This is a genomic window from Ensifer sp. R-19 (genome assembly GCF_049905105.1).
GTDB lineage: Bacteria > Pseudomonadota > Alphaproteobacteria > Rhizobiales > Rhizobiaceae > Ensifer.
In genome coordinates, this window is the sequence record NZ_CP184569.1 from 197378 (window position 1) to 211038 (window position 13661).

A 13661-nucleotide genomic window follows, 5' to 3' on the forward strand; every position below is an offset into this window, starting at 1 on the left:
GTCAATCGAGCACTGCAGCAGCATTCGTCTATCGCAGGCGCGTTGCCGCAACGCCGAAGCCGCTCACTCCGCAGCCGTTCGCGCCGCCGTCGAAAGCTGCGTCAGCCACGCCCGCATCGCTGCCGGCCGCACCGGCTTGTTCTGGATCGAAACGCCATCTCGCTCGGCCGCGGCGCGCACTTCCGGCGAGCGGTCCGCCGTCACCAGCAGGGCTGGGATCGCCTCGGCGGCGGAAAGCCGGATCTTCGCAATTGCCTCGATGCCAGTGCCGTCGTCGAGATGATAGTCGGCGATGATCGCGTGCGGTTTCTCGGCCGGCTCTCCCGTCATCTCGGCACAGGCGGCAACCGATTCCGCCGTGCTGACGACGCAGCCCCAGCCCGAAAGCAGCACTTTCATGCCCTCGAGGATGCGCGGTTCGTTGTCGATGCAGAGTACGCGGAGACCGTTGAGCGCCTCGCTTGCCTTGTTGGGAACGACAGGGCGGACCGCGACAGGTTCGCCGGCGCCTACGTCCAGCGGCAGCGTCACCTTGAATCCGGTGCCCTTGCCCGGTGTCGATTGCAGGCTGACCGGATGGCTGAGCACGCGCGAGATGCGATCGACGATCGATAGGCCGAGGCCGAGCCCGGAAGCGGTGCGCGCGCCCTCGTCGAGCCGTGCGAATTCCTTGAAGACCGTCCGGAACTTCGACGACGGAATGCCGATGCCGGAATCGAGCACCTCGATCGTCGCCATCGCGCCATGCCTGCGCACGCCGACCAGCACCTTGCCGGTGAGCGTATATTTGATCGCGTTGGAAACGAGGTTCTGCACCACGCGGCGCAAAAGGTTCGGATCGCTACGCACGACCAGCGAGGTCGGCATGATCACCAGTTCCAGATCCTTGGCGCGCGCGATCGGCGCGAAGTCGGTCTCGACGCGGCGGAGCAGGTCGTTGAGCGGCACGGATTGCAGCCGCGGCTTCATTGCGCCGGTGTCGAGGCGCGAAATATCGAGTACGGCGCCGAGAATGGCCTCGACCGATTCCAGCGAGGAATCGATGTTCTCGACGAGCGTGCTGTTGTCGGAATCGCCAAGCCGCTCGACCAGCGAGGACGAGTAGAGACGGGCGGCATTGAGCGGCTGCAGAATATCGTGGCCGGCGGCGGCGAAAAACCGCGTCTTGCCGATATTGGCCTCTTCCGCGGCCGCCCGTGCTTCGGCGAGTTCCCGGTTCACGCGGGTCAGTTCGCCGGTGCGTTCCTCGACGCGCAGTTCCAGCGTCTCGTTCGCCTGTTTCAGCGCCATGTCGGCGGCAACGCGCTGGGTGATGTCGGTGTAGGTGGTGACGATACCCTTGTCGGGCATGGCATTGGTGCGCACTTCGATGATGCGCTCGCCATTGCCAAGTTCGAGCAGGAAGGGCTTGTCCAGCGTCAGGAAGTTGGCGATCAATCCCTTTTCCTGATCCTTGCGGATATCGCCGCGCTTGGTGAGGATCGAAACGATATCGGCGAGCGGGAAGCCCACTTGGCCGGCCGCCTCCGGCAGATCGAGAAGCTGGCGGAAGCGCCGGTTCCAGATGATCAGGTTGTTGGCGTTGTCGAAGACGGCAATGCCTTGGTCCATCTGCGAGAGCGCGGTCTGCAGCATATCCTGATTGTATTGCAGCGCCTCGCTCGCCTGGTCGAGCAGCCAGGCCGTGTCCGACGACGTGTCGTCGCCGCGCTGCAGGACGAGCGAAAGCACGAGCCGCGCCGAGGACGAGCCGATGGCACTGCCGAGCAGCTGCTCGGAAAAATGCACGACGGCCATGTCCGCCGGCGCATTGTCGTCCAGCCAGCGGCCGGACTGGCGCTCATAGGTGTGGAACGAGCGCTGCATGCGCTCGGTGCCCATGTAGCGGCCGATCGTCGCCTTGAGATCGCGCACCGTGACCTTGGTCTTGCGGCCGCGGAACGTGCCTTCGGTGCGCGACCGCCGGGTGATGAAGATGCCGGCCTGAAAGCGCTCGATCGGCTTGGGCGTCCGGGTCAGCGAGCCGAGCACATAGGCGCTGCAGTTCACGAGCAGGCTCAGCATCGTGGCATTCACCAACGGGTCGGCGCGGGGACCCGAAAAGAGGTCCGTAAATGGCAGCAGGAAGCTCAGCACCGTTGCCGCGACCTGGGAATTGTCCGGTCCGCCGAGGCTCGGCAGGAACAGGAGATAGGCCCAGACGAAAAAGCCGGAGACCATGCCGGTGATCGCGCCGCGCGCATTCGCCTGGCGCCAGATGAGACCACCGAGCATGGCCGGCGCCATCTGGGAGATGGCGACGAAGGAGAGGAGCCCGAGCGAAGCAAGGCCGGCACTGATATCGGCGGAGCGGTAGTAGCCATAGCCGAGCAGGAGGACGACGAAGATCGCCGAACGGCGGATGTTGAGCAGCGTCCCCGCGAGGTTTTCCTGAAGCCCGCCGCGCTGGCTGAGATTGCGGCGCAGGAACACCGGCATGACGATGTCGTTGGAGATCATGATCGACAGCGCCACGGAGGCGACGATTACCATGGCCGTTGCTGCCGAGAAGCCGCCAATGAAAGTAATCAGCGTCAGCAGCGGCAGGCCGTTGGCGAGTGGCAGAGTCAGCAGATAAAGATCCGCATCGCCGGAGCCCGAGAAGGTGAGGAGGCCGGCAATCGCGATCGGCAGCACGAAGAGATTGATGCCGATCAGATAGAGCGGAAAGAGAATGCCGGCGGTACGCAACTCCCCTTCGGTGCGGTTCTCGACGACGGTCACATGGAACTGCCTGGGCAGCATGATGATCGCGAAGGCGGAGGTGACGATCAGCAGGATCCACCGCGCCGTCGGCGTTTCATAGGAAAGTGCGGATTGCACCGCCGGGCTCTCGGTCGCCAGTGACCAGAGATGGGCCGGGCCGTTGAAGATGACGAAGACGATGTAGAAGCCGGCGGTGACGAGGGCGACGAGCTTGACCAGCGATTCCATTGCGATCGCGAGGATCAGTCCGTCCTGATGTTCTGTCGCGTCCGTATGGCGCGTGCCGAAGACGATGGCGAAGCAGGCGAGGAACAGGGTCACGAGCAGGGGCAGGTCGATGAAACTCTGCCCCGCGCCGATGCCATAGTCGCTGGTGTTGATCATCGCCGCGACGGAGCTCGAAATCGCCTTGAGCTGCAATGCGATATAGGGGATGGCACCGACCAGCGAGATCAGTGCGACGATCGCCGCCACAGCCGGGTTCTTGCCGTAGCGCGCGGCGATGAAGTCGGCGACGGAGGTCAGCTTCTCGGTCTTGGCAAGGCGGATGATCTTGCGGATCAGCGGCATGCCCAGCGTGAACATCAGGATGGGTCCGATGTAGATGCCGGTGAATTCGAGCCCGCGCTCGGCGGCAAGCCCGATGCCGCCGAAATAGGTCCAGGACGTGCAATAGATCGCAAGGCTGAGCGCATAGACGAGCGGTCTGCCTTTCAGCGCAGCGCTTTTCCTCCTGGCCCGCCGGTCGCCATAACTCGCGACTGCAAACAGCAGCAGCAGATAGGCGAAGGCCGAGGCAAAGATGACCGAACCCGAAAGCATGCCTCACTCCTCCGACGCGAAGCATAGGACAAGTCCGCCAGGTTGAGAATTGCCCGGCATATGAGTCTTAAGTCCAAGGTGCTGCAAGAGAAAATGGTCTGCCGGATGCGGAAGAGAGTTTGATCCTTCTTTTGGCAGGCGTGGTTTGACCAAAGGCAAAGAAAGGTTTTCTCGCTGCCCGCTTTGGTTTAGTTTCCGTAAACGGTTGCAGCGCGGGACAGCGCCGGCGGTCGTTTTAAACGGGGATAATACGGAGAGACGTATGCTGAATGAGTTCAAGGAGTTTATTGCCCGCGGGAACGTGATGGACCTCGCGGTCGGTGTCATCATCGGCGCCGCCTTCAGCAAGATCGTGACGTCGGTCGTCGAAGACCTCGTGATGCCCATCGTCGGTGCGCTGACCGGTGGTGGTTTCGACTTCTCCAACTACTTCCTACCGCTGTCGGCCAACGTCACGGCGACGTCTCTCGCCGCTGCCCGTCAGCAGGGCGCCGTCTTTGCCTATGGCAACTTCATCACCGTGCTCATCAACTTCCTGATCCTCGCTTGGATCATCTTCCTGATGATCAAGGCCGTGAACCGCATGCGCGCGTCGATCGAGAAGAAGAAGGACGAGGCACCGGCCGCGCCACCGCCGGAAGATATCCTTCTGCTCTCGGAAATCCGCGACCTGTTGAAACAGCGCGCCTGAGGCTTCTCGCGGCCCCGTTCTGGCGGGGCCGCGAAACATCACAGAAATCGATAAACCGGTCAGATAAAGTCGCGTGATCGCAGAAGCGAAAGCGGCTAGAAGCGATGGGCAGTCTGGAGCGGTCCATTTCCGCTCTAATCCATTGGAATCTTTCACGATGCTCCCGGGCGATCCGGCGCGGGACCGTCGTGCCTCCGGAGCCCGCCGATGACCATCCTCAGCACCATCAGCCCCCGCGCACTTGCGGCGCCCGAAAGCGGCATCGTCGAGGTGGTGAACTATGCCCGCGGGCGCGACGGCCTGATCCCGCTCTGGGTCGGCGAAGGCGACCTGCCGACGCCGGCCTTTATCAGCGATGCGGCACGCGAGGCGCTTTCCGCCGGCGAGACCTTCTACACTTGGCAGCGCGGCATCCCGCCGCTGCGCGAGGCGCTGTCGCGCTACTATCAGCGGCGTTTCCAGAAAGCCCTTTCGCCCGAAAATTTCTACGTCGTCGGCTCCGGCATGCAGGCAATCAAGCTCTCGATCGAGGCGATCGCTTCGCCGGGAGACGAGATGGTGCTGCTGACGCCGGCCTGGCCGAATTTTGCCGCTGCCGCTGACCTCTCTGGCGTCCGTCCAGTTTCCGTCGAACTGCGCTTTGAACACGGAAAGTGGCAGCTCGATCTCGATCGACTGGAAGCGGCGATCGGCCCGAAGACCAGGGCACTGTTCATCAACACGCCGTCGAACCCGACGGGATGGACCGCGACTAAGGAAGAACTGGCCGCGATCCTGGCGCTGGCGCGCAAGCATGGTCTGTGGATCATCGCCGACGAGATCTACGCGCTCTATTACTATGCCGGCGCCCGCGCGCCGTCCTTCCTCGATGTCATGGAAGAGGGCGACCGGATCCTCTTCGTCAATTCCTTCTCGAAGAACTGGTCGATGACCGGCTGGCGGGTGGGTTGGATCGTCGCCCCGCCGGAGATGGGGCAGGTGTTGGAGAACCTGGTGCAATATTCGACGTCAGGCGTCGCCCAGTTCATGCAGCGCGGTGCCGTCGTGGCGCTTGACGAGGGCGATGCCTTCCTGGACGCGAATGTCGCCAAGGCGACCAGCAACCGTGACGTCTTCTGCGACGCGCTGATCGCTACCAACCGGGTGGAAACGCTGAAGCCGGATGGAGCGCTCTACGCGTTCCTGAAGATCGATGGCGTCACGGATTCGCGCGCGGCCGCGATCGATATCGTCGACAAGACGGGCGTCGGCCTGGCGCCCGGCACCGCCTTTGGCGATGGTGGTTCGCTGTTCATGCGCGCCTGCTTCCTGCGCGACCCGGCCCAGGTGAAGGAAGCGGCGGCCCGCTTGCAGCGATACATCCTCGGGCGCTGACTTCTGCCAGGAAGGGCGATCGAAGACGGCGACGCTATTCGTCGCCGGTTTCGCCGAGCAGCTTCTGCTCATGGGCAATTGCGTGGCCAATCAGCCGCGCCCAGATGTCCTCGTAGAAGTCAGGATCGAGGTTGTAGCTCGCGGCGTTCTTGCGGGCGTTCTCACGCACTTCCATCACCCGCGCCGGAATGTCGGCCTTCAGCTTCAGCGGCCGTTTGATCTCGGCCGCCCGGTCGATATAGCCCCAGCGTTCGGCAAACAGCGTCATCAGCGCCTGGTCGAGCCGGTCGATTTCGGCACGCACGTCGGCCATGGTGGTGCATTGCGCGGGGGTCTTTTGCATCTGTCTCGTCCGATTGCCTGGTGCATGGCCGTCGTGGCCAAGCGCAGGTCCAGGTGTTCGAGCGTCCCTCGGCTCTGGGCAAGCGGAGCGCTCTTGCGGCGCACTGCTAACAAACGATGAGCTCAATGAGAAGGGGCAACAGGGTCGCAGCATGCGACCGGTGACAGTGGTCACCTCAGCAGGCGATCGCTGGGCAGGGGAGGAGGGTGCGGTCCTGTCTCCGTCTGCGGCGATCGCCTGCTGACGTGTTGAGGGAAGTTAGCCGGCCAAGCTTGAGCGAGGCTTTTTAGAGCGGGATGAGGAAAAGTGTATGCGGTTTTCCGCCCGCATCTCGCTCGAACTTAAGAGAATCGATCATGTTCCGATCATTAGCTTGATCGCGAGGCCGACGATCGTCACGGCTGCCACCCCGGCGCACCACAGGCCCACGAACCAGAGAAGCTTGCGGCCGGTTCCGGTTTCATCAGTCAATGGTAACCCTCCTCCGGATCGACCTTGCCGCGGAACACCCAATAGGAATAGCCGGTATAGGCGAGGATGATCGGCACCAGCACCAGCGCGCCGGCGAGCAGGAAGGACAGGCTCTCCTCAGGCGCCGCCGCATCCCAGATGGTCAGCGATGGCGGCACCATATAGGGGTAGAAGCTGATGCCGATGCCGGCATAGCCGAGCACGAACAGGCCGAGCGCCGCAAGAAACGGCCGGCTGTCGTGCCTGTTGCGAATTCCTGTGATCAGCGCATACAGGCAACCGAGAACGAGGGCTGGCACGATGACGCTGAAGATCGCCGTCGGAAAGCCGAACCAGCGCTTCAGATATTGCGGCTCCAGGAACGGAGTCCACAGACTGACGATGCCCATGGCGGCGACGGTGCCGAACGAGCACTTGAGCGCGAGGTCGCGGGCGCGGTCGGCGAGGTCGCCATGGGTCTTCATGACCAGCCAGGTGGAGCCGAGCAGGGCATAACCGACGACGACGGCGACGCCGGTCATGATCGAGAAGGGCGTCAGCCAGTCCCACCAGCCGCCGACATAGGCGCGGTTCTCGACGGGGATGCCCTGGACGAGCGCGCCGAGCGTGATGCCTTGCGCGAAGGCGGCGAGCATCGAACCGCCCGAGAAAGCCCAGTTCCAGAGATATTCGGCGCGCCTGGTGCGCCAGCGATATTCGAAGGCGACGCCGCGGAAGATGAGGCCGATGACCATGGCGATAACAGGGGCGTAGAGTGCCGGCAGGATCGTCGCATAGGCGAGCGGAAACACCGCCATCAGACCGCCGCCGCCGAGCACCAGCCAGGTTTCGTTGCCGTCCCAGACCGGCGCGACGGAATTCATCATCACGTCTCGGTCGTGCTTCTCCGGGAAGAACGGGAAGAGGATGCCGACGCCGAGGTCGAAGCCGTCGAGAATGACATAGGCGAGCACCGCAAAGGCGATGATGGCGGCCCAGATGAACGGCAGATCAAACTCCATGACGACCTCCATGAGTGCTGGTGCTGGCGATGGCGGGGCCGGGCATGATGCCGGAGCTGCGCAGCGGCCCTTCGTCGAGATCCGGCATTGGATCGCGCGGCAATCGCGCCATCAGCCTCAGGATGTAGAAGGTACCGGCGCCGAAGACGAAGAAGTAGACGATGATGAAGGCGATCAGCGAGGCGGCGACGGCAGGGGCTGCGATCGGCGCCACCGAGTTCGCCGTCAGCAGGTGGCCGTACACGGTGTAGGGCTGGCGACCGACTTCGGTGGTGACCCAGCCGGCGAGCACGGCGACGAAGCCGGCCGGGCCCATCACGACCGCCGCGCGATGCAGCCAGACATTGCTGTCGAGTGTGCCGCGATAACGACACAAGAGCGACCAGAGGCCGATGCCGAGCATGGCAAAGCCGAGACCGACCATCACCCGGAAGGACCAGAAGACGATGCCGACGGGCGGATGTAGCTCTTCCGGGATCGTATCGAGGCCGGCGAGCGGCGCGTTGAGATCGTGCTTCAGGATCAGGCTGGAGAGTTTTGGAACCTCGATGGCATAGTCGACGCGCTTTTCGGGCGAGTTCGGAATGCCGAAGAGGATGAGCGGCGCGCCGTCCGGATGGCTCTGGTAGTGGCCTTCCATCGCCATCACCTTGGCCGGCTGGTGCTCCAGCGTGTTGAGGCCGTGCATGTCGCCGGCGAAGATCTGAATGGGCGCGACGATCGCCGCCATCCACATCGCCATCGAGAACATTTTTCGCGCGCGGCGCGGCGCCGTCTTGCGGATGAGGTGCCAGGCGCCGCAGGCGCCGACGACGAAAGCGGTCGTGAGGTAGGCGGCAAGCACCATATGGGTGAGGCGATAGGGGAAGGACGGGTTGAAGACGATCGCCCACCAGTCGACCGGGACGAACTGGCCCGCCTCGTTCATGGCGAAACCGGCCGGCGTCTGCATCCAGGAGTTCGCCGAGAGGATCCAGGTGGCGGAGATCAGCGTGCCGATGGCGACCATGACAGTGGCCAAGAAATGCAGTTTTGGCCCGACGCGGTTGAGCCCGAAGAGCATGACGCCGAGGAAGCCCGCTTCGAGGAAGAAGGCGGTCAGCACCTCGTATCCCATCAGCGGCCCGATAATCGGTCCGGCCTTGTCGGAAAAGACGCTCCAGTTGGTGCCGAACTGGTAGGACATGACGATGCCGGAGACGACGCCCATGCCGAAGGCGACCGCGAAGATCGTTTTCCAGAAGTGGAAGAGTTCGAGGTAGACCTCGTCCTTCTTTAGGAGCCACAACCCTTCCAGTACCGCGAGGTAGCTCGCAAGCCCGATGGAAAAAGCAGGGAAGATGATGTGGAAGGAGACGGTGAAGGCGAACTGGAAGCGAGCGAGCAGGGTCGCATCGAAACTCTCAAACACGGGCGCAATCCTTTCAGACATACGGCAACGCGCGTCATTCGGAACGCGAGGTCGTATCGCTCTGGCTGCTGCATCATTCGTCCCGTGATTGATCGTCGATCAGGGGACTTTTCTTGGCCGTCCGTCGGGGCGTTTTCGGTGTTGGCCCCGGCTTCTCAGCATGCGCTTGAATCTGCGCCAAATTTGCCAAACGTCAATGACGGCGCGTCCGCCACGTTGTCACACTGCGGCAATGTTGCGCTGCGGCATATGGGAGCGGAGCTTCGCAAAGGGCAAAGGCAGGGCGCTCGGCCGATTGTTCGATCGGCCGACAGCGGAAGTTCAGCGGACCGGCAGATAGGCTTCGGCAAGCTCCGTCCAGAAGGCGGCGCCGATCGGCAGCAGGTCGTCGTTGAAGTTGTAGGCCGGGTGATGCAGCGGCTTGTCGTCGTCGCTGACTTTCGAGCCGAGGAAGAAATAGGTCCCCGGCTTTTCCTGCAGCATATAGGCGAAATCCTCGCTGCCCATGAAGGGACGGGCGAGATCGACGACCTTGTCGGCGCCGGCAAAGCGTACTGCGAGATCGCGCACGAAGTCGGTCTCGGCTTTGTGGTTGATCGTCGCATCGTAGCTGCGCTGGTAGTCGACCGTCGCGCGCATGCCGAAGCTCACGGCCTGCGCTTCGGCGATCATGCGGATGCGCCGTTCCAGTTCGTCGCGGACATCAGGCTCGAAGGAGCGGATGCCGACGACGATCTCGGCACGCTCAGGAATGATGTTGCTGGCGGAACCGGCATGGAAGGCGCCGACGGTGACAACAGTGGGGTCCATCGGGTGGATGTTGCGCGAGACGATCGACTGCAGCGCCATGATGATCGAGGCGCCGCAGACGATCGGATCGGCCGTCTCCTGCGGTTCCGCGCCATGCCCGCCGCGGCCGTGCACGGTGATGCGCGCTTCGTCGACGGCCGCCATGATCGGGCCTTCCCGGAGGGCAAACTGGCCGAAGGGCAGGCCCGGTTCGTTGTGGAGTGCGAACACCGCGTCGCAGGGGAATTGTTCAAACAGCCCTTCGTCCACCATGATCTTGGCGCCGCCGAAATTCTCCTCGGCCGGCTGGAAGATCAGGTGGATCGTTCCGTCGAAGTTGCGGCGCTCGGCGAGCGCCCGCGCCGCACCGAGCAGCATCGTCGTATGCCCGTCGTGGCCGCAGGCGTGCATCAATCCTGCGGTCTTGCTGGCATAGTCGAGCCCGGTCTCTTCCAGGATCGGCAGCGCATCGATATCGGCGCGAATGCCGATCGAGCGGCTGCTCGTGCCGTTCCGGAGCGTGCCGACGACGCCGGTTTGGGCGAGACCCGTCGTCACTTCATAGCCGAGGCTTTCGAGATGCTTGGCGATGAAGGCGGAGGTGCGCTTCTCCTCCAATCCAAGTTCCGGATGGGCATGCAGGTCGTGGCGGATGGCAACGAGTTCCGGCATGGCGTTGGTGATCGAGGAGGAAAGCTTCATGTCAGGCGCCACGGGTTGGGATGCGATTTTCGAATGTGCGGAAGGCCACCACCAGAATGCCGGTGAGGCACATGTAGATGAGCGCCAGCAAAAGCAGCGGCTCATAGGTGAGGAAGGTTTCCTGCCTGACCTTGGAGATGACGGCATAGACATCGACCACCGTCACGGTGGCAACGAGCGGTGTCGATTTGAGCTGCAGCACGGTTTCGCCGTTCAGCGTCGGCAGCGCCCGGTGGATGGCGCGCGGCAACCAGATGCGGCGGAACATCGTCCAGCGGCCCATGCCATAGGCTTTGGCTGCCTCCAGCTCGCCCGGCGGCACGCCGGCAAAGGCGCCGCGCATGACCTCGCCCTCATAGGCGGCAAACGAGACGGTGAGTGCCGCCACGCCATAGGGCCAGGCCTCGCGCAGATAAGGCCAGAGGAAGGACTGGCGGATCGCCGGAAACTGCGGAAACAGCGAGCCGAGCCCGTAATAGAGCAGCCAGAGTTGCAGGAGCAACGGCGTGCCGCGAATGACGGTGCAGAAGACCTTGGCCGGCAATTTCAGGAACCAGGGCCCAGTCACCTGCACGAGGCCGATCGGCACCGCCAGCAGGAAACCGAGGATCGCGGTGCTGAACAGCATCACGAGGCTGACGAGAATGCCCCAGCCAAGCCGAGGCAGATAACGCGGCAGCCAGTCCCAGCGCATGAAGACGGCGACGGCGACGACGAAGGCGGCGAAGACCAGCATCATCACGATGCGATGCGGTACGAAGAAGCTCCGGGCCGTCGGCAGGTCCTCGGGCGTGAAGGCAACGGCGTGGGTGGTTTCGTTGGTCATCGCTGCACCGCAAAGCCGCGTCGGGCATGGCGTTCGAGCATGCCGATGAAGACGTTGGAGACGAGTGTCAGCGCCAGATAGAGCGCGCCGGCGGCAAGGAAGAACAGCAGGTATGCCTTGGTCGTGCCGGCCGCCTGGCGCGTGACCAGCGTCAGCTCGCTGAAGCCAACGACAGCGAGAAGGGCGGTGTCCTTGGTGGCGATCAACCAGAGATTGGAAAGACCGGGAATGGCATAGGGTAGCATCGCCGGCAGGGTGATGCGCCGCAAGACCTTGGTCGGCGACATGCCATAGGCCCGCGCCGCTTCGATCTGTCCGGCGGGCACCGCCTTGATCGCGCCACGCAAGACTTCGGTCGAGTAAGCCCCCTGGACGACGCCGATGACGAAGATGCCGGCCATCAGGCCGCTGATGTCGACCGGGCCGATCGCAAAGAGCGCCAGCACCTGATTGAGAAGATCGGTGCCGGCGTAATAGAGCAGCAGGATCAGCACCAGTTCCGGCACCGCACGCACCACCGTGGTGTAGCATTCAAGCAGATCCCGCAGCACCGGACCGCCATAGAGCTTGCCGAAGGCGCCGCCGATGCCGAGTGCCAGGCCGAGCGTGAAGCCGCCGACGGCGATCTGGATGGAGTTGAAAAAGCCCTGCAGCAACACGCCGCCCCATCCGGGCGCGTTGAGCGAGAGCAGGCCCCAATTGATGAGGGAATCCGCAGCCATGCGTCGTACTCCGATGGCGCCAGCCGGCGGCGGCTGCTGCGCCCGCGTCCCCTTTCAGGCACACAAGGCACAGCACCTCTGGGCCGCCGGCCGATCGCGCCTTAATCGCCGTAGATGTCGAAGTCGAAGTACTTCTTCGAGAACGTATCATAGGTTCCGTTGTCACGGATCGCCTTGATCGCAGTGTTGACCTTGTCCTTGAGCTCGGTTTCGCCCTTGCGCAGGCCGACGCCCACACCCGGGCCGATCACGGCAACGTCTTCGGCAACGTCGCCCTTGTAGTCGCAGCATTCCTTGCCCTGGTCGGTCGCAAGGAAAGCCTTCAGCGCGATGGCGTCCGCCTGGACGGCATCGAGGCGGCCGGCGGCGAGGTCGTTGTTGGCTTCGTCCTGCGTCTGGTATTCCTTGACGTCGACGCCTGCTGGCGCGAAGTGCTTGGCGGCATAGGCTTGGTGGACCGTCGAGACCTGGACGCCGAGCGCCTTGCCGTTGAGACCTTCCGGCGTCGGCTTGATGTCGACGCCCTTGGTGCCGATGATGCCGGTCGGGGTGTTGTAGTATTTGTCCGAGAAATCGATCGTCTTCAGTCGTTCGTCGGTGATCGACATCGAGCTGATGATCATGTCGATCTTCTTCGAGGTCAGCGCCGGGATGATGCCGTCCCAGGCGACCGGCGTCAGCACGCATTCGAGCTTCGCCTCGGCACACATCGCATTCATGAACTCGACTTCCCAGCCTTCCCATTTGCCGCTGGCGTCGGGCGCCGTGAACGGCGGATAGGGCTCGGCGGCGACGCCGACCTTAAGCGCTTCGGCCGAAGCGGCGACGCCGCCACTGACGGCGATTGCCGTCGCAACGGCCAGGACTTTCAATGCCTTCTTCATGCTGTTCCCCTTTTTGGTTGTTTAGCATTCCGGAATTCAGTGAATGGAACTGATGAACTTCTTGAGCCTTTCCGACCGCGGCGAACCAAAGATGGCCTCTGGCGGGCCCTGTTCCTCGATCACGCCGTTGTGGAGGAAGACGATGTGGTTGGCGACGTCGCGCGCGAACTTCATCTCGTGGGTAACCAGGATCATCGTGCGCTTCTCGCGCGCGAGATCGCCGATGACCGAAAGCACTTCGCCGACGAGTTCAGGATCGAGCGCCGAGGTCGGCTCGTCGAAGAGCATGACCAGCGGTTGGATGGCGAGCGCCCGCGCGATCGCCGCGCGCTGCTGCTGGCCGCCGGAAAGAAAGGCCGGGTAAGCGTCGCGCTTCTCATAAAGGCCGACGCGCTTGAGCAGCGTTTCGGCGGTGGCGACCGCTTCGGCCTTCGGCTTGCCGAGCACGTGGATCGGCGCCTCGATGACGTTTTCGAGGATGGTCATGTGCTGCCAGAGATTGAAGCTTTGGAAGACCATGCCGAGCTGGCTGCGGATGCGCTGGACTTGGCGGCGGTCCTCCGGCACGAGGCCGCCGCGGCCGTCGGGTTTCATCCGGATCTTCTCGCCATGCACGCTGACGCTGCCGGCGGAGGGGAGTTCCAGAAGGTTGATACAGCGCAGGAAGGTGGATTTGCCGGAGCCGCTGCCGCCGATGATGGCGATCACGTCGCCCTGTTTCGCCGTCAGCGAAACACCCTTCAGCACTTCCAATGGCCCGAAACGCTTGTGCAGGTCAGTGACCGCGATTGCCTGGGCCGCATCCGTCATCGGCACGCCGCTCCAACGGCTCTGCGCGCTTTTTCTGTCAGCATGAGAACAGTTCCCCTGTCGTTTTACG

At 63.3% G+C, this 13661-nt stretch carries 11 protein-coding genes; 2 read left to right on the forward strand and 9 right to left on the reverse strand.

Features of this window, described 5'->3' with window-relative positions:
• Positions 1-63 precede the first annotated feature (63 nt).
• The gene (locus ACN9MO_RS00945) at positions 64-3567 is read right to left on the reverse strand and encodes a PAS domain-containing hybrid sensor histidine kinase/response regulator (protein ID WP_113132107.1); all 3504 of its coding nucleotides are present in this window, start codon (positions 3565-3567) and stop codon (positions 64-66) included.
• 262 nt (positions 3568-3829) lie between these two features.
• Between ACN9MO_RS00945 and mscL the strand changes: the two genes are divergently transcribed.
• Together mscL and ACN9MO_RS00955 are read left to right on the forward strand one after the other, a co-directional pair.
• Positions 3830-4258 carry a large conductance mechanosensitive channel protein MscL gene (gene mscL / locus ACN9MO_RS00950; protein WP_057248138.1) on the forward strand — a complete coding sequence of 143 codons (429 nt, stop codon included), beginning with the start codon at positions 3830-3832 and terminating at the stop codon, positions 4256-4258.
• 207 nt (positions 4259-4465) lie between these two features.
• Positions 4466-5632, forward strand: coding sequence for a pyridoxal phosphate-dependent aminotransferase (locus ACN9MO_RS00955; RefSeq protein WP_058323581.1), 1167 nt, complete (start codon positions 4466-4468; stop codon positions 5630-5632).
• Positions 5633-5666: 34 nt separating this feature from the next.
• On the opposite strand, the gene ACN9MO_RS00960 is transcribed toward ACN9MO_RS00955, so the two are convergent.
• The 8 genes from ACN9MO_RS00960 to ACN9MO_RS00995 form a co-directional block, all read right to left on the reverse strand.
• Positions 5667-5975 (reverse strand): chorismate mutase family protein, encoded by a 309-nt coding sequence (locus ACN9MO_RS00960; RefSeq protein ID WP_057248140.1) that lies wholly within the window; start codon positions 5973-5975, stop codon positions 5667-5669.
• A 467-nt stretch (positions 5976-6442) separates the two neighbouring features.
• On the reverse strand, positions 6443-7447 hold the full coding sequence (cydB, locus tag ACN9MO_RS00965; protein ID WP_058323579.1) for a cytochrome d ubiquinol oxidase subunit II: 1005 nt from the start codon (positions 7445-7447) through the stop codon (positions 6443-6445).
• Positions 7437-8858 carry a cytochrome ubiquinol oxidase subunit I gene (locus tag ACN9MO_RS00970; protein ID WP_113132108.1) on the reverse strand — a complete coding sequence of 474 codons (1422 nt, stop codon included), beginning with the start codon at positions 8856-8858 and terminating at the stop codon, positions 7437-7439. Before ACN9MO_RS00970 ends, cydB begins: the two co-directional genes overlap by 11 nt.
• 321 nt (positions 8859-9179) lie before the next feature.
• Complete coding sequence (locus ACN9MO_RS00975) at positions 9180-10349, reverse strand: M20 aminoacylase family protein (protein ID WP_113132109.1); 1170 nt, start codon at positions 10347-10349, stop codon at positions 9180-9182.
• A gap of 1 nt (position 10350) precedes the next feature.
• A complete protein-coding gene (locus tag ACN9MO_RS00980) occupies positions 10351-11175 on the reverse strand; it encodes an ABC transporter permease (RefSeq protein WP_057248144.1) in 825 nt (274 codons plus the stop codon).
• Positions 11172-11897 (reverse strand): ABC transporter permease, encoded by a 726-nt coding sequence (locus ACN9MO_RS00985; protein ID WP_057248145.1) that lies wholly within the window; start codon positions 11895-11897, stop codon positions 11172-11174. Before ACN9MO_RS00985 ends, ACN9MO_RS00980 begins: the two co-directional genes overlap by 4 nt.
• A 101-nt stretch (positions 11898-11998) precedes the next feature.
• Complete coding sequence (locus ACN9MO_RS00990) at positions 11999-12781, reverse strand: transporter substrate-binding domain-containing protein (RefSeq protein WP_057248146.1); 783 nt, start codon at positions 12779-12781, stop codon at positions 11999-12001.
• A gap of 36 nt (positions 12782-12817) precedes the next feature.
• Positions 12818-13591, reverse strand: coding sequence for an ABC transporter ATP-binding protein (locus ACN9MO_RS00995; protein WP_057248147.1), 774 nt, complete (start codon positions 13589-13591; stop codon positions 12818-12820).
• Between the last annotated feature and the right edge of the window lie 70 nt (positions 13592-13661).